Here is a 15528-nt window from a genome sequence, read left to right on the forward strand (position 1 = left end):
CGGGGCGGTGCACTGTGGGTGTCATGGCGACCACGGAGTTTGGGCACACGGTGCGGTGCCGGCGCGACCGGGTCTCCCCGCAACGCGGTGTGGCGCAACTTCCTCGGCTCGGGCAGCCGCGTCCGCCACGCACCGCAGTCCCGGCGCGAGATCGAGGCCGCGCAGGTCTCCACGTTGCGTGCGACGGCGAGCCGGTATCCGGCAGACCAGCGGCTGCGGCGCCTGGTCGCGGAGCTGCGCGCGAACAGTGACCGGTTCGCCGAGCTGTGGGATTCCGGAACCGTGGGCCGGCACGCGGCGTCGCGCAAGACCACCGATCACCCGCAGGTGGGCGCCTTGACGCCGGATTGCGACGCGCTCAGCGTCGCGGGCAGCGACCTGCGCATCGTGATCTACACCGCCGAGCCCGACACCGAGGACGCCGAACGGCTTGCGCTCCTCGCCGTCCTCGGCACCCAGACACTCGTCGGCTAGCGGCCGCGTCAACCGCACGTCATCCACGCTCGGACCGTTCCGCGTGGTGGCGCTGCGCTCAGCCCTCATCCTCGCCTGCTCGGTAGTGGTCTACCTGTGCGACTTCTGGTCCGTACCCGCCCGCCAGTCCTGAGCGCTGGGCCGCAGCCGAGGCGCTGACGGCGTGCCTGCACGGAGGGCTAGGTCAGGTTCTGTGCGGGTATGTCCCGGTGGCAGGTGGGCAGGCGCCCACCCAGGCTGCGAGGAGTAGTTGCAACAACTCGGACACCATCTGACAGAGGCTCAGACCGGCGCCGCGGGCTTTGGGGCAGTGGCCAGGCGACGCAGGGGGAGTCGAAGCGCGGCACGGTCACAGGGCCCTGGTCGGTGGCGCTCGACCGGGGGCCGTAGGCTGGGCGCTCGCCGCACACCGAGGCGTGGACCATCTGGCCGAGGAGAACGACAATGGCGCATGGACGTACTGGCATCAGAGGTGCCCGAATCGGCTCGGGACCGATGGGGGAGTCCGAGCGCGGCGACCTCGCTCCTCGCATGGTCGTCTCGTTCTGGTGCGGCAACGGCCATCACATCCGGCCCAGCTTCTCGGTCGAGGCAGTAGTCCCTGAGGTCTGGGACTGCCCCAAGTGCGGCCTGCCCGCCGGTCCCGACCCGGACAACGCTCCGGCTCCCCTCGGCGTCACGCCCTACAAGACGCACCTTGGCTACGTCCGGCAGCGCCGCAGCCAGGAAGACGGCGAGATCCTGTTGAACGAGGCACTGGCCAAACTCCGCGGAACGATCTGACCATCCACCAATCATGCGGCCGGTGCTCCCTGCCCTGCATCGCGCTCGCATCAGCCCGTCCAACCGGTGTCCGGCCGTGGGTTCAGGGTGTCCACGAGCCGGCCTCGACCGTGCGGACCACATGCTGCTACCATGAAAGGTAGACACACAGTTTCTGCCCGCGATGCGATCCAGTGCATCCAGGCTTGAACGTCACGGCAGAGGTTCTTTCCTGCCAGGAGTGTTCACGTTCGGGCGAGTGTCCACCCTCGCGTCGGCCGGGTCCCGTAAGGTCGGCCTCGCCGCGACTACATGGCATGGCGTCGATCGACGCGGCCATAGGACAGATCGCTTCTCTTGAGCGAATCGACTCAAGCCCTTCCCCTTCCATGGGACACGTGAGCAGCAACGACCTGCCAGAACGGCCCGCTACAGCTGAGTGCCGTGGTGGAGTGCGCCCAGTGTGTCCATCCAACTTCCATCCACAGAAGGACCTTTCGTGAGTGTTACCACCCATCTGATGGGCGCGCGTCGGGACGCTGATGCGTCGGACGCAGACGCGGCCGCTGTGCCGAAGCGCCGTCGGACCACGGGCACCGGGCTGAACTCTTTGGTGCTCGCCGAGCTTCAGCAGCTCGCCACCGCCCTCGGCGTCAGCGGCGCCGGCCGACTGCGCAAGAGCGACCTGATCGAAGCGATCAAGGCCGCGAACGGCGGCGACCCGCTGCTGGCCCCGGTATCCGCCCCGCAGCGGACGACCCGTCCCGCTGAGGCCGCCAGCGCTCGCGCCGTGCTGCAGGCTCCGGCCGAGGAGTACCCCGCAGCCTCGATCCCCATCCGCTCGAGTGCAGCCGAGCCGCAGATCGACATCCCGGTTCGGGCCGCTGCGCGCGTAGCCCGGACCGCCGACTCCTCGCCTGCTCCGGCTACGGTCGGCAACGATCGCGGTGAGCGCCGTAAGCGTGCTGACCGTAGCGACCCGGACGGCGGTCGTCGCGAGGCCGGGCAACGCGCCCAGAGCCAGAGCACGCAGAACGGATCGCCCAAGGACACGGGCGGATCGCCCAAAGAAGCGGTGGGCGCTCGGTCCCGCCCCGAGCGAAACCGCCGCAACCGGCGGGACGGCTTCGACGTCCTGCCGGAGTCGCGGACCACCGACGACGAGGTGCTGATGCCCGCCGCCGGAGTCCTGGACATCAACGACAGTCACGCGTTTCTGCGGACATCCAGCTACCTGCCCGGTCCGGACGACGTCTACCTGTCCTTGGCGCAGGTCCGTAGGCACGGTCTGCGCAAAGGCGACACGATCACCGGCGCGGTGCGCCAGCCCAAGGACGGCGAGCGCCGCGAGAAGCTCAACGCACTGGTGCGTCTGGACTCAGTGAACGGCGGCGAGCCCGACAACGGCCGCAACCGCCCGGAGTTCAACAAGCTCACCCCGCTGTACCCGCAGGAGCGGCTCCGTCTGGAGACCGATCCGGATGTCATCACGACCCGGATCATCGACCTGGTGACGCCGATCGGCAAGGGCCAGCGCGGTCTGATCGTGGCTCAGCCGAAGACCGGCAAGACGATGATCATGCAGGCGATCGCCAACGCGATCACCCAGAACAACCCCGAGTGCCACCTGATGGTCGTCCTGGTCGACGAGCGTCCGGAAGAGGTCACCGACATGACCCGTTCGGTCAAGGGCGAGGTCATCTCCTCCACCTTCGACCGCCCCGCCCAGGACCACATCGCTGTTGCCGAACTCGCCATCGAGCGTGCGAAGCGCCTGGTGGAGCTGGGCCACGACGTGGTCCTCCTGCTGGACTCGATCACCCGTCTGGGCCGCGCCTACAACCTCGCCGCCCCTACCTCGGGCCGCATCCTGTCCGGCGGCATCGACGCCGCTGCGCTCTACCCGCCGAAGAAGTTCTTCGGCGCGGCCCGCAACATCGAGAACGGCGGCTCGCTGACCATCATCGCCACCGCGCTGGTCGACACCGGCTCCCGCATGGACGATCTGATCTTCGAGGAGTTCAAGGGCACCGGCAACATGGAGCTGCGGCTCGACCGCAAGCTCGCTGACAGGCGCATCTTCCCCGCAGTCGACATCGACCCGTCCGGCACCCGCAAGGAGGAACTCCTCCTGGGTGCCGAAGAACTCGCCATCACCTGGAAGCTCCGCCGCGTCCTGAACGCCCTCGACGCGCAGCAGGCCATCGAACTGCTCCAGGACAGGATGAAGAAGACGAAGAGCAACGTCGAGTTCCTGACCCAGATCGCCGCAACCACATCCGCGGGCAAAGACTGAGGCGTGGCCCGCCTCAGTCGGAGGCGAGGCTCGCGCGGGCAGCGGTGGCCCCGGCCGGCTTGCGCCAACCGTCATCGTCGCCCCATGCTTCCGGACGGCTGCCGAGCAACACACCGGTGAGCGGGAAGACGGACACCCGTAGCCTCGTACCCTTAGATCGAACCGTCCGATGCCGGTACGTCCCATGCGTCGGGCTGTGGGCCCGCAGTTTGCTGTCGTCGACACCGAGTTCGGCCCGCAGGATCGCACGGGGCAGCAGTGGCCCGCCATCGTTAATGGCCTGTGCACGTCAACTATCCACGCGCGTAACACGGTGACCGGACCCTGGGGCTTGCCGTCGTTCTCGTGAGACGCGAGCCCTGGTTCCAATGGGGCACGTTCCACGTCTCGCGGTTCTTGCGCGCGGCGCGTGGGAAACGCTCGTAGTCCGACACGTCAGGAGGACTTTGTCATGAGCACATCGAAAACTGGTCGCTCGTCGCTTGCCCGGAGGGTCGCCGCCACTCTGTGCCTGGCCGTGGCCTGGATCCACGTCCAGGACCAGGGCGGCTTCCCGGGCAACAAGACTCCGGGCTACGTGGGGGCGGGCTACTACCTCCTGGAGGCCGCCGGCGTGCTCTGCGCACTGCTGATCCTGACGGGGAGTCGGATCCGGATGCACCCCTTCGAGTGGCTGCTGACCGCCGGCGTCGCGGCCGGCCCGCTGGTGGGCTACATCCTGTCCCGCGGCCCCGGACTGCCCGGCTACAGCGACGACCGCGGCAACTGGACCGAGCCGCTCGGCCTGGCCAGTGTCGTCGTCGAGGCGGTCCTGCTGACCATGGCTCTCACCGCGATCCTTTCCGCGCGCAGGGCCGCGACCGTGGCCGACGAGTATCGCGAGTCCGTCGGCGCCGGCGCCCGGTAACGCGGGCCGCGGCCCTGCGGATACGAACCCCCATCGTGTCCTCGATCTGGCGAACTTCGCGCCCAGCACGGCCCATTCGGCGACGGCGGTATCAGAGGGAGCGTCAAGAAGTAACAGCCGGACCGCCCGGACGGCCCGGCTCAGAGAGCGCCGCTGCGGTGGTCCTGCTGCGGAGGTGCCGGTACGTCGACGTCTGCCTTGCGGAGACGGTAGACCTGCAGGCGCAGGTCGTAGTACTTCTCCGTTTCGCCGACCCATTCCATTCCGACGCGGCGGGCCGTCGCGGTGCCTCTCTCGTTGTGGGGCCGTACCACCGCGAACAACTCGTCGAGGCCCGACTCGAAGGCGTAGTGCGCCAGTCCATGTCCTGCCTCTGCGGCCAAGCCCTTGCCCCAGGCCGACGGGGACAGCTGCCACCCGATCTCCAGGTCGACACCGTAGGGCGGAAGCGGCAACAGCGCCGCGCCGCCGATCAGTTCGCCGCTCTCACGCAGCTCCACGGCCCAGCGCCCAGCCGGACGCTCCAGGACTTCGCCGTTCGCCATCCAGCAGCCCAGAAGTTCCCGCATCGCCGCCACGTCCGGAACGCGCGTCATGGCCGGGGCCAGCCACCGGGTCACATCCTCGGCCCCGTAGACAGCCAGCGCCGCCTCGGCGTCCTCGATCGCCCACGGCCGCAACGTCAGCCGGTGAGTAAGGACGCGGGATCCCTCGATGGTGACATGGTGCTCGTTGCTGGACATATAGCGCTACGCCTGCTTTCAAGGGAGAGCTTCGGCCGTGGCCGCTGCCTTGAGGCGATTCGCCACTCACCTGGATGGATGGGGCCTTCGCAGTTTATCCGTCCCGTTGGCCTTTACCACCCGGCCCGCACCGGCTGAACTGGTCACCGCGTGGTGCGAGAGCGGGTTCCATCTCATACGCACCGCCGGGGCCCTGCGCATCCACCGAAGCCACGAGGCAGGTTCGGTGGTGCCGCCAAAAGGGCGTGTTGCGGTCCCTCGGTGTGATTAATCGGCGCGCCGGCCTCGCGCGCCGCCGAGGGCGCCCCGCTGTCCCCGGCGACATTTTGGCGCATGCCCCCTCCACTCCGCGGCCCGCACACGGCGTCCGCAGGGATGCTCCTGATGTCTTCGAGGGAACGGAGCCGCAATGCGCCGACGTGGAGTCGTAGTCCTGCTCGCAGTCGCCCTCTCCCTCTCCGCCGGCAACTCGTTCGCCGGCACGGGAGGGGAGCTGCGGGGCCTCGGGCAGATCACGCAGTGCGGAGTCGTCCGCAGCGGCGGAACGCCGATCGATTCCGCCGAGGTGACGCTGTATCGCGCCGGAGACCGTCCGGGTGCGGCTGCGGTGGCGCTGGCCAGCGCACGGAGCGACCCGGACGGGTGGTTTCATCTCTCCTACCGTCCGCCTGCTGACTCCCGAGCGGTCCTGTACGTGACCGCTGACGTCAGCCGGCGCAAAGACGCCACGGAACACGGGGGCACGGCAGTCGTCAGGTTGACAACCGTGCTCGGTGCGCCGGGCGACCGGCCCGACGTCGTGATCAACGAGCGGACGACGGTCGCGGCGGCCTACGCGATGGCGCAGTTCACTCGGGCCGGTGCGATCTCCGGAAGCTACCCCGGACTCCAGAACGCCGCCGCGATCTCGCACAATCTGAGCGACAGCGGCACCGGGGACGTCGCGCCTCTGCTCGCGGCCGCACCCAACGGTTCTCTCACCTCGACCCTGCGCAGCTTCAACTCTCTCGCCAACATCCTTGCGGGGTGCGTGGCTGGGCAGACCTGCGGGACGCTGTTCCGGTTGGCGCAGCCGCCGGGAGAGGCCCGGCCCCGGGACACCCTTCAGGCCTTCGCCGATATCGCGCGCACACCCGGCAACCACGTAGACGGCCTCTTCGCGCTGGCGGCGGCCAGGCCGCTGTACGAGCCCGCGCTGTCGGGCAGGCCCGACGCCTGGACGCTGGCGCTGCGCTACGACGGCAACGGCCACGAGCTCGACGGCCCGGGCAACATCGCCTTCGACGCGCACGGCAATGCCTGGGTGACCAACAACTACGAGTACGCCGCGGATCCTCACGCCTCGGTCTGCGGCGGCAGGACCCTCCTGAAGTTCACGCCGACCGGCGCTGACGCGCCGGGCGCCCCCTACAGCGGTGGGGGTCTGTACGGTGCGGGCTTCGGAATCACGCTGGATCCGAAGGGAAGGGTCTGGGCGGGGAACTTCGGCTTCCAGGGGTCCGAGTGCGGCCTCGACGCCAGTCGGTACTTCCGAAGCGTCTCGGAGTTCACCGGCCGGGGAACCGCCGTCTCGCCGGGGGACGGATGGCGCTTCGGGAACATCGTTCAACCCCAGGGGACGGTTTCGGACAGGTCCGGGAACATCTGGATCGCCAGTTGCGGAAACAGCAGTGTGATCCGGATCCCCGACGGCCGTCCCGAACTGGCTCGGAACATCGGGCTGGGCGGCCGTGCGGTGACGCCTTTCGACATCGCCATCGACACCGCCGGCCGGGCTTGGGTGACCGGCAACGGCAACGACAGCGTGCTGATGCTGTCCCGTGACGGCAGACCAGTCCGTTCCGTCACCGGCGGAGGCATCAGGCGGCCCCTGGGGATCGCCTCGGACAGCCTGGGCAACCTGTGGGTGTCCAACAGCGGCATGGTCGTCGTGCCCTGCGCAGGCGCCACGGCCGCAGGGTTGGCCGCGACGGCGCAGACCAGCGCGCAGGGCGCCGGCGCGTCGGTGACCATGGTCCGGCCCGACGGAACCGTTGCCGCGAAGCCGTTCACCAACCGCGGACTCGTGCTGCCGTGGGGGATCGCTGTCGACGGGCACGACAACGTGTGGGTGGCGAACTTCGGCGGCCAACGCCTGGCCGAGCTGTGCGGAGCACGCCTGTCGTTGTGCCCGCCCGGCCACCGGACCGGACAGCCGATCTCGCCGCCCAACGGGTACACCAGCGATGGCCTGGTCCGTAACACGGGCGTGCAGATCGACCCGTCCGGCAATGTGTGGGTCGTCAACAACTGGCAGACGGTTCCGCTGCAGACCAACCCGGGCGGACATCAACTGGTCGTCTTCGTCGGGCTCGCGGCCCCCGTCCGCACGCCCCTCATCGGCGCCCCACGGCAGCCCTGAACCGCTCGCCACTGCGCCCGCGTTCCGGCTGAACCACCGAGACCGGGCGCCGGCCGACCAGCCTGTGGTCTACCTCTGTCATTGGGCAGCCAGGAGGGTGACACTCATCCGGTTCGCCCTGCACACCGACGCGGCGAGGCCGGACCGTCAATCCGAAGGAGACAGCCATGCGTGCCAATCCCACCACCTGGAACGCCGAGCACGGACGCTGGGAGACGACGGCGCGCGGCCAGGCGGTACTGGCCGACCCCCGGCTGAACCGGGGCACCGCGTTCACCGAGGCGGAGCGGCGCGCGCTCGACCTGATCGGTCTGCTGCCACCTCGAACGCTCGACCTGGACCAGCAGGCCACCCGCGCCTACGCCCAGTACCTCGCCCAGCCGAGTGACCTGGCCAAGAACGTCTACCTGACCGCGCTGCACGACCGCAACGAGGTGCTTTTCTACCGCCTCGTCGGCGACCACCTCACCGAGATGCTGCCGATCGTGTACACCCCGACCGTGGGCACGGCCATCCAGCGGTACAGCAACGAGTACCGTCGCCCGCGCGGGATCTACCTCTCTGTGGACTCGCCCGAGGATATCGAGCGTGCCCTGCGCGGGTCCGGCCTCGCAGCCGACGACCTCGACCTGATCGTGGCCACGGATGCCGAAGCGATCCTGGGCATCGGGGACTGGGGCGTCGGTGGCATCGACATCGCTGTGGGCAAGCTCGCCGTGTACACCGCCGCCGCAGGCATCGACCCTGCACGAACCCTCGCTGTGATGCTCGACGTGGGCACCAACCGCAAGGAACTGCTGGACGACCCGCTGTACCTGGGCAACCGGCACCCGCGGGTGGAACGGAAGACCTACGACGCCTTCATCGATGCCTATGTGACCGCTGCGAGCACACTCTTCCCCCAGGCGCTGCTGCACTGGGAGGACTTCGGCGCCGAGAACGCCAGGCGCATCCTCGAGCGGTACCGCGACGAGGTACTGACCTTCAACGACGACATGCAGGGCACCGGCGCGATGAACCTGGCCGCCGTACTCTCCGGGGTCAAGACCAACGGCACGCCGCTGCGGGAGCAGCGGATCGTGGTGTTCGGCGCGGGCACTGGAGGCATGGGCGTGGCCGACCAGCTCCGCGGCGCCCTGGTCGCGGCCGGCCTGACCCCGGACGAGGCGGCCCGGCGGTTCTGGGCCGTGGACCGGTATGGCCTGATCACCGATGACATGACCGACCTGCGCGACGCGCAGGCGCCGTACGCCCGCCCTGCGGACGAGGTCGCCGACTGGACCCGTGACCCGGCGCTGGGCGGAATCGCCCTGGCCGAGGTGGTGGCCCGGGTCCGGCCGACCATCCTCCTCGGCACCTCCGGTCGCGGCGGCGCGTTCACCGAACCGATCGTCCGGGAGATGGCCGCCCATACCGAGCGGCCCATCATCCTGCCGATGTCCAACCCCACCCCGCTGGCCGAGGCAGTGCCCGCCGATCTGCTCGCCTGGACCCAGGGTCGGGCTCTGGTGGCCACCGGCAGCCCGTTCGATCCGGTCACCTACCACGGCGTCACTTACCAGATCGGACAGGCCAACAACGCGCTGATCTTCCCCGGTCTCGGCCTGGGCGCCATCGTGTCGCGCGCCGCCCGGATCACGGACGGCATGCTCACCGCAGCCGCCCACGCGGTTGCCGCCCTGGCCGACCCGACCACACCCGGCGCACCGATCCTGCCCCCGACGCAGCAGCTGCGCGACACTTCCGCCGCTGTGGCCGTGGCCGTCGCGCGCGCCGCCGCCCATGACGGAGTCGCCCGCCGAAGCGTCGACGACCGGATCGAAGAGCGCGTCCGCACAGCCATGTGGCAGCCCCGCTACGCGCCGATCCAGGCCGTCTGACCGCCCCCCGCGCACGTGCGTCGCAGGATGCCGTTGTTGCTGTCCCGACTTACCGTGCCACTACAACCTATGCATTCTGATCGAGGTGGTTTCCGGGCCGGCTTAGACCGACCGGCAAATGGAGGGTGGGTGAAGGAGCGGGTCGAGGGCCGAGTCTGGGCGGGGCGGAGGAAGGAGTCACTGCGGAGCATTGGCGACTGACGACAACCCGGTCAGGCGAGAGCCTCCCCCACCCTTCGGGCGGGAGGTGCCCCCTTGCACGCGACGCCGCCCTCCAATTGCCGGTCGATCTTACTTCGAGGCGTGCCTCATCTCTGTCGGAGGTCGGTGAGGGTATCCGGGTGTCCGCGTTGCGCAGATGCGGACGAATACCACATGTGGAAGTGGAGCCAACTGGCGCATGAGTGCCACCGACTGGGTGACGATCGCCGACCTGGCGACCGCCGGGGGGACCACGGCGCTCGCCGTGGCCACGTTCTTCTCGACTCGCTCCGCCATGATGGCCGCCCGCAGTGCTGAGCGAGGACTGCTCGAAGGTCTGCGCCCGATCCTGGTTCCGTCGGGCTGGACGGATCCGGTGCAGAAGGTGCATTTCCTCGACGGGCGCTGGGTCGCGGTTCGCGGGGGGCACGCGGCGCTGGAGATGAGCGAGGACGCGGCTTACCTCGTGCTGTCCCTGCGGAACGCCGGCCGGGGAATGGCCGTCCTGCACGGTTGGGATCTGCCGTCCGACCCGGTCGGGGAGCACCGTGCGCCGTCGCAGTTCCACCGCCTCACCCGCGATATCTACGTTGCCCCCGGTGAGGGAGGGTTCTGCCAGGCGGCGGTGCGGGATCCGGACGGCCCGGAGTTCGGGTACCTGCGCCACTGCGTCACCGGCGGCGAGCCGTTCTGGGTCGACGTGTTGTACGGCGATGTCGAAGGCGGGCAGCGGGTGATCACTCGGATGGGGCTGTCGAGCAGTCCCGTCAAGGAGAGCGCAGACACGGAATGGGCGATGTCGGCCGGTCGCCACTGGAACATCGATCGGCCTGATCCGCGCTGAGGGTAGGACGCAGACGCGCTCTCTGGACAAGAGCCCGCCGCGCCGAGGCAGCCGGCGTTGAACCGCGTTCACACTGCGCGGGTCCGCTCTGACGTTCCCGACGGCTGCTCAACGCACGCCTGTGGCCAGCTCCTGGTGCAGCAGGGCGTACGGGGTTAGGGTGCGACGGTGATCGTTGACAACCAGCCTGCGGCGCCCGGTGGCGATGCCGGATGCTGAGCCTGGATCTGCACCCGATCTACCGCAACAACCGCGATATCGAACTCGCCCTGCGTCAGTTCCTCTTCACAGCGGCGCGCTCCGGCGAATCCGTGGTCGAGATCATCCCCGGCAAGGGCTCGGGCCAGCTGAAGCGGCGAGTGCTCGCCTTTCTCGACCAGAAGCACATCAGGAAGCTCTACCTCAGCCGCGAATCGGCTCCAGGCAACGAGGGACGTGTTCTCGTCCACTTCCGCGACCAGCGGTAGTCGGCAGCTCACCGTCGTGGGTCCCGACGCAGGGAACAGGACGCAACAGTCGCGATCGCTCTCGCCCGCCGACGCCGAGCGCGACCGGCTCGCGGGGCCGGTGCAGCAGCGTGTCCGCTGACGCACGTCCAGGGTGACATGGGCAGCAGCGGCGATGGCCCTCGATCGCCGCTGCTGCCGACCACCGAGGTCAGCTGACGCTGGTGCAGCTCATCGTTGCGCCGATGGTCGCGAGACTGAACCGCACGCGGTCGGCGCGTGTTCGCGCCGCGCGGTAGGTCAGTGCTGGTAGCTGGGGTAGTCGATGTATCCGCTGTCGCCGCCCTGGAAGAAGGTTTCCGGGGCAGCTTCGCGCAGTGGCATCCCGATGCGGAACCGCTCGACCAGGTCAGGGTTGGCGAGGTAGGCGCGGCCGTAGCTGATCAGGTCCGCGCCGTGGGCGAGCCAGCGCTCGCCGAGCGCCTGGTTGGCCGGCTCCCCGCCGATCTGCTGGGACGGGTTGACGATGAACGCGTTCGGCCATGCCTTGCGCAGCGCGATGAGCAGATCGTCCCCGGCGGTGGCCACCGCATGGACGTAGGCAAGACCGAGCGGGGCCAGCCCGTCGATCAGGGCTGCGTACAACTGCGGGACGTCGTCTTCGACCATGTCCCAGACCTGGCCTCCCGGGGACAGACGGATGCCGACGCGGTCGGGGCCGATGGCATCGCTGACCGCCTCGGCCACCTCGACAGCGAAGCGGATGCGGCCGGTGACGGAACCGCCGTAGGCGTCGGTGCGCTGGTTGGCGTTGGAGGACAGGAACTGCTGGATCAGGTAGCCGTTGGCACCGTGCAGCTCGATGCCGTCGAATCCGGCGTCGATGGCGCGACGTGCCGCATCGGCGAACACCTGCACCTCGCCACGGACTTGCTGCGTCGAGAGGGCGCGCGGGACAGGAGCGGGCAGCAGTCCCTTGGGGCCGGTGAACAGTTCGGCCTTCAGCGCGATCGCGGACGGCGCGACGGGGTGGTAGCCGACGACCTCGGGGTGCCCGACCCGTCCGGAGTGCATGAGCTGAGCGAAGATCCTTCCACCGTTGGCGTGCACTGCGGCGGTCACCGGCCGCCACGCGGCGACCTGCTCATCGCTGTGCAGTCCGGGGGTGTAGGGGTTCGACTGGCCCTGCAGGCTCGGCTGCACCCCTTCGCTGATGATCAGCCCGGCGGTGGCCCGCTGGGCGTAGTAGACCGCCAGTGACGCGACCGGCAGGCCGTCCGGCGTAGCCCGGGCCCGGGTCATCGGGGCCATCACGAAGCGGTTGGGCAGCCTGAGGGCACCGAGCTGGTAGCTGTCGAACAAGCTGGTCATGGTTGCGTCCTTTGCTTGCCAGGGAAGCGTGAGTGGTTCGTGGGTTACGCTAAAACCTGACGCTGACGTCAGAGGCAAGAAGTGTGATCGAGGTCATCGAGGGGGCGCTATGCGCATCGGCGAGCTCGCCGCCAAGGCGGGCGTGAGCGTGCGGGCGCTGCGGTACTACGAGGAGCAGAACCTGCTGGCCTCCGTGCGCAGCCCGAGCGGGCAGCGGCAGTATCCCGACAGCGCGGTCGACCGGGTCCAGTGGATTCAGCAGCTGTACGCCGCTGGGCTGCCGAGCAGGACACTCGTGGAACTGCTGCCGTGCACCCTGACCGGCGAGGTGACGATTGAGCTACTCGGCCGGTTGACAGCCGAAAGAGACCGCATTGACGCGCGGATCAGCGATCTGGTGAACACCCGGGACCGGCTCGACGGCATCATCGCTACTGTCACCACGGTTGGGGCCACAGGCCGCCACTGTTCTCCGGGGAACAGCACAGCCTCATGAACGAACGGCCCGGCACGGGCGCGCGGCACACCGGCCTGGAACGCCCTCCCACTCGCGCCCGAGACCGCCGGGTCACGAGGGATCCGCCTGCGGATCCGGGCCCGGCGTGGCATCCGGTCCGGCTGCGGCTTCCCGGGCCCGCTCGCGCGCCGTCGCGTAGCGGTCGGCGAGCTTGCCGTACGTCAGCCCGTGCACTGCCAGGCTCATCAGCACGGTCATCGTCATCACCTGGCCGACCAGGTCGGCGGCGTGCGGGTCGCGGGGGGCGAGACTGATGAAGGCGAGCAGGCCGAAGACCATGGAGGCCAGCCCGCGCGGCCCCAGCCAGGCCAGCAGCAGCCGGTCCGCGCGGGCCAGGCCGGAGCCGGCGAGGCACAGCAGGACGGGGACGATCCGCACCACGGTCAGCGACAGCGCCGCGTATGCCACCACCCTTGCGTCGAACTCGCCGGTGAAGGCCTCGGTGACGAGCTGCCCGAAGACGAACCACAGCGCCAGCGAAAGCAGGGTCCCGGTGTCCTCCAGCAGGTGCAGTGCCTTGGGCGGCAGTGCCCGCGCGTCCGGCGTGAAGCACATGCCGGCCACGAACGCGGCCACAAAGCCGTTGCCGTGGAATACATTCGCCAGCGCGTAGGCCGCCAGCGGCAGCGCGACGATCCCCAGCCGGATGGCGGCGGGCCGGGTCCAGCCCGCCTTCCAGGAGCGCCGCAGCAGCCAACCGCCGGGCCTGCCGACCACCGCGCCCGCGACCACCGCCCACAGCAGCGCGTGGAGCGCGCTCGCCAGCGCATCCGAGGCGGACTGGGCGGTGTTGCTGTGCGCCTCGGCGCCGGCCAGGCAGAGCAGGAAGACCGGGGCGACGATGCCGTCGTTCAGACCGCTCTCCACGGTGAGGAGTCCGCGCAGCCACGACGGCAGCCGTTCGTCGCGAATCAGCTCGGCGGCCGGCGCCAGGTCGATGGGCACGGTCACCGTGGCGAACAGAGCGGCCAGCCACCAACGGCCGGCCGGAAACAGCAGACCGCCCACAAGCACGCTGGCGCCCAGGGTCAGCGGTAGGGCGAGGAGCAGCAGCCGGGTCAGCAGGCGGCGCATGGTGTGGATGATCCCGGCCGGCACTGCGGTGGCGTCGATGAAGAGCAGGACAGCGAGAACGATCTCCACAGCGTGCTCGGCGTTGGTGGTGGTCAGGCTGATTCGCACCAGGGGATGAGGCCCGGAGGTCAACACCACGCCTGCGGCCGTCATCGCGACCGGTGCCGTGACGCTCCATCGGCTGAGCCGGCCGGCCACCAGGGACCAGGCGAAGAGCGTTCCCATGCAGACAACCAGCGCGATCACACGCGCACCCGTCTTCCCCCGGTGCGAGACCGGACCGTGCCGCCGTACCCGACGATGGTGGGACCGGAACCGGGACCGGGACCGGAACCGGAACCGGGACCGGACGCGGAACCGGAACCGGGACCGGACGCGGAGCTCGGGCCTCACCGACACGGGTCGACGCACCGAGTCTGATGGCCAACCAGCAGCGCCGTCCCTGCCCGCAATGGTGCTGTGCCTCGGCCGCCGCCGCAGGTCGGGTTGGTCCCACCGGGCGATGTCCGCGAACGGATCACGCGGCGCTGCCTGTGCCTCCCGACCGAGCTCCTTGCCTCCTGCCCCAGCCGATGATCATCCCTGGAGACAGGGCGGCGAAGGCGGGTGACGACAATGAGTCGACTGCGGCCTCGAGCTGAAGCTCGTCGACCAGACCGGTGGCGAGCATGGCTTCGCGCATCCGGTCCCAGGTCTGCGCCCAGAAGGCGGAGATCGGCTGGCCCGCGGTCAGCGGGGGGATGTAGATCTCCGCACCCACCTCCTGCAGACCGGCTGCCTGGAGGCGGCGGGGATACTCGGGTGTCCAGGACACGTCCGTGCCGATGGTGTCCCTGAGGCCCCGCCACATGGCGCGCATCGCTGCCCGGTAGGGGCTGTCGGGCAGGTGATCCGTGGTGAGGTCGATGGCGTCGGCGATGACCAGCCATCCGCCGGGCGCCACCAGATCCGCCAGCCGGGCGAGTACATCCTGGTGCTGCCTCAGGTGCATGAGCAGGAAACGTGCATGGACGAGGTCGAAGCGGCCGGGAGCGAAGTCCGCTGCGGTGACATCCGCGGTCAGCGGCGTGACGCCGTGAGTCGGATGGGTCGTCAGGAAGCGAACGTCGCGATCGACCGCGACGACCTCGTCGACGCGCGGCTCACGCACCAGCCACCGGGCGAGGCTGCCGGTGCCCGCTCCGACATCCAGGCAGCGCCATCCCGGGCCGACACCGAGGGAGCGCAGGCGTGCCTTGCTGACCCAGTCGTACGCGAGCGCGCCGAGGTCGATGCGCTCGGCCTCACCGCTCACCTCAGGTTCGAAAAGCGCCTGGCCGTACGCAGCGGCCGCCTCCTCCGCGCCCGGACCTGGTGCATCCGGGTCTCCGTGCTCACGGAAATGCATCGCTAGGCGCCGTTACCTGGACGTTCTCGGTCAGCCGCGAGCGACAGCACCGCAAGGCGCCCGATACCCATGAACTGATCCTTTCGTGTGCGTACCCTCATCCCCGAGTGTGCTGGCAGCCAGCGCACACGGCGACGCGGACAGAGCCGTTGGTGTGCAAGCAGGGATCGACGGACAGAAGTCCACGCGCTGCTCGCGGCGATCGCCTCCTGGCGATCAGGCCAC

Annotated in this window: 13 protein-coding genes and 1 pseudogene; 9 read left to right on the forward strand and 5 right to left on the reverse strand. The window is 69.5% G+C overall.

Translation table 11 applies throughout. The features are described from left to right. Nucleotides 1–69 precede the first annotated feature (69 nt). The 3 genes and pseudogenes from ABIA33_RS02935 to rho all read left to right on the forward strand — a co-directional run. Nucleotides 70–474: pseudogene (locus tag ABIA33_RS02935) on the forward strand (transcriptional regulator); the annotation flags it as partial. A gap of 444 nt (nt 475–918) precedes the next feature. Continuing rightward, nucleotides 919–1257 (forward strand): RNA polymerase-binding protein RbpA, encoded by a 339-nt coding sequence (locus ABIA33_RS02940; RefSeq protein ID WP_370076565.1) that lies wholly within the window; start codon nt 919–921, stop codon nt 1255–1257. A 478-nt stretch (nt 1258–1735) separates the two neighbouring features. Continuing rightward, nucleotides 1736–3532: a transcription termination factor Rho gene (gene rho / locus ABIA33_RS02945; RefSeq protein WP_370076567.1), complete on the forward strand. Its 1797-nt coding sequence runs from the start codon at nt 1736–1738 to the stop codon at nt 3530–3532. A gap of 13 nt (nt 3533–3545) precedes the next feature. Here rho and ABIA33_RS02950 read toward each other — a convergent pair whose 3' ends face one another. Next, entirely contained in the window at nt 3546–3668 is a 123-nt protein-coding gene (locus ABIA33_RS02950) for a hypothetical protein (RefSeq protein WP_370076569.1), read from the reverse strand. A 315-nt stretch (nt 3669–3983) separates the two neighbouring features. Between ABIA33_RS02950 and ABIA33_RS02955 the strand changes: the two genes are divergently transcribed. Next, the gene (locus tag ABIA33_RS02955; protein ID WP_370076571.1) at nt 3984–4439 is read left to right on the forward strand and encodes a hypothetical protein; all 456 of its coding nucleotides are present in this window, start codon (nt 3984–3986) and stop codon (nt 4437–4439) included. A 140-nt stretch (nt 4440–4579) separates the two neighbouring features. On the opposite strand, the gene ABIA33_RS02960 is transcribed toward ABIA33_RS02955, so the two are convergent. Continuing rightward, nucleotides 4580–5182 (reverse strand): GNAT family N-acetyltransferase, encoded by a 603-nt coding sequence (locus tag ABIA33_RS02960; RefSeq protein ID WP_370076573.1) that lies wholly within the window; start codon nt 5180–5182, stop codon nt 4580–4582. Nucleotides 5183–5591: 409 nt separating this feature from the next. Here ABIA33_RS02960 and ABIA33_RS02965 point away from each other — a divergent pair, with 409 nt between their 5' ends. From ABIA33_RS02965 to ABIA33_RS02980, 4 genes are all read left to right on the forward strand, one after another. Beyond that, nucleotides 5592–7583, forward strand: a complete 1992-nt coding sequence (locus tag ABIA33_RS02965; protein ID WP_370076575.1) for a hypothetical protein — start codon at nt 5592–5594, stop codon at nt 7581–7583. A gap of 167 nt (nt 7584–7750) precedes the next feature. After that, entirely contained in the window at nt 7751–9463 is a 1713-nt protein-coding gene (locus ABIA33_RS02970; RefSeq protein ID WP_370076577.1) for an NAD-dependent malic enzyme, read from the forward strand. A 418-nt stretch (nt 9464–9881) separates the two neighbouring features. After that, on the forward strand, nt 9882–10508 hold the full coding sequence (locus tag ABIA33_RS02975) for a hypothetical protein (RefSeq protein ID WP_370076579.1): 627 nt from the start codon (nt 9882–9884) through the stop codon (nt 10506–10508). A gap of 212 nt (nt 10509–10720) precedes the next feature. After that, nucleotides 10721–10975, forward strand: coding sequence for a Smr/MutS family protein (locus ABIA33_RS02980; RefSeq protein ID WP_370076581.1), 255 nt, complete (start codon nt 10721–10723; stop codon nt 10973–10975). 279 nt (nt 10976–11254) lie between these two features. Here ABIA33_RS02980 and ABIA33_RS02985 read toward each other — a convergent pair whose 3' ends face one another. Continuing rightward, nucleotides 11255–12325 (reverse strand): alkene reductase, encoded by a 1071-nt coding sequence (locus ABIA33_RS02985; protein ID WP_370076583.1) that lies wholly within the window; start codon nt 12323–12325, stop codon nt 11255–11257. A gap of 109 nt (nt 12326–12434) precedes the next feature. Between ABIA33_RS02985 and ABIA33_RS02990 the strand changes: the two genes are divergently transcribed. Then, nucleotides 12435–12821, forward strand: a complete 387-nt coding sequence (locus ABIA33_RS02990) for a MerR family transcriptional regulator (protein ID WP_370076585.1) — start codon at nt 12435–12437, stop codon at nt 12819–12821. A 72-nt stretch (nt 12822–12893) separates the two neighbouring features. Here the strand turns inward: ABIA33_RS02990 and ABIA33_RS02995 are convergent, their stop codons facing one another. Together ABIA33_RS02995 and ABIA33_RS03000 are read right to left on the reverse strand one after the other, a co-directional pair. Then, on the reverse strand, nt 12894–14141 hold the full coding sequence (locus tag ABIA33_RS02995; protein ID WP_370076587.1) for a cation:proton antiporter: 1248 nt from the start codon (nt 14139–14141) through the stop codon (nt 12894–12896). Nucleotides 14142–14433: 292 nt separating this feature from the next. After that, nucleotides 14434–15210 (reverse strand): class I SAM-dependent methyltransferase, encoded by a 777-nt coding sequence (locus ABIA33_RS03000; protein WP_370076589.1) that lies wholly within the window; start codon nt 15208–15210, stop codon nt 14434–14436. Nucleotides 15211–15528 lie beyond the last annotated feature (318 nt).

Source organism: Streptacidiphilus sp. MAP12-16 (genome assembly GCF_041262165.1).
Classification (GTDB): domain Bacteria; phylum Actinomycetota; class Actinomycetes; order Streptomycetales; family Streptomycetaceae; genus Streptacidiphilus.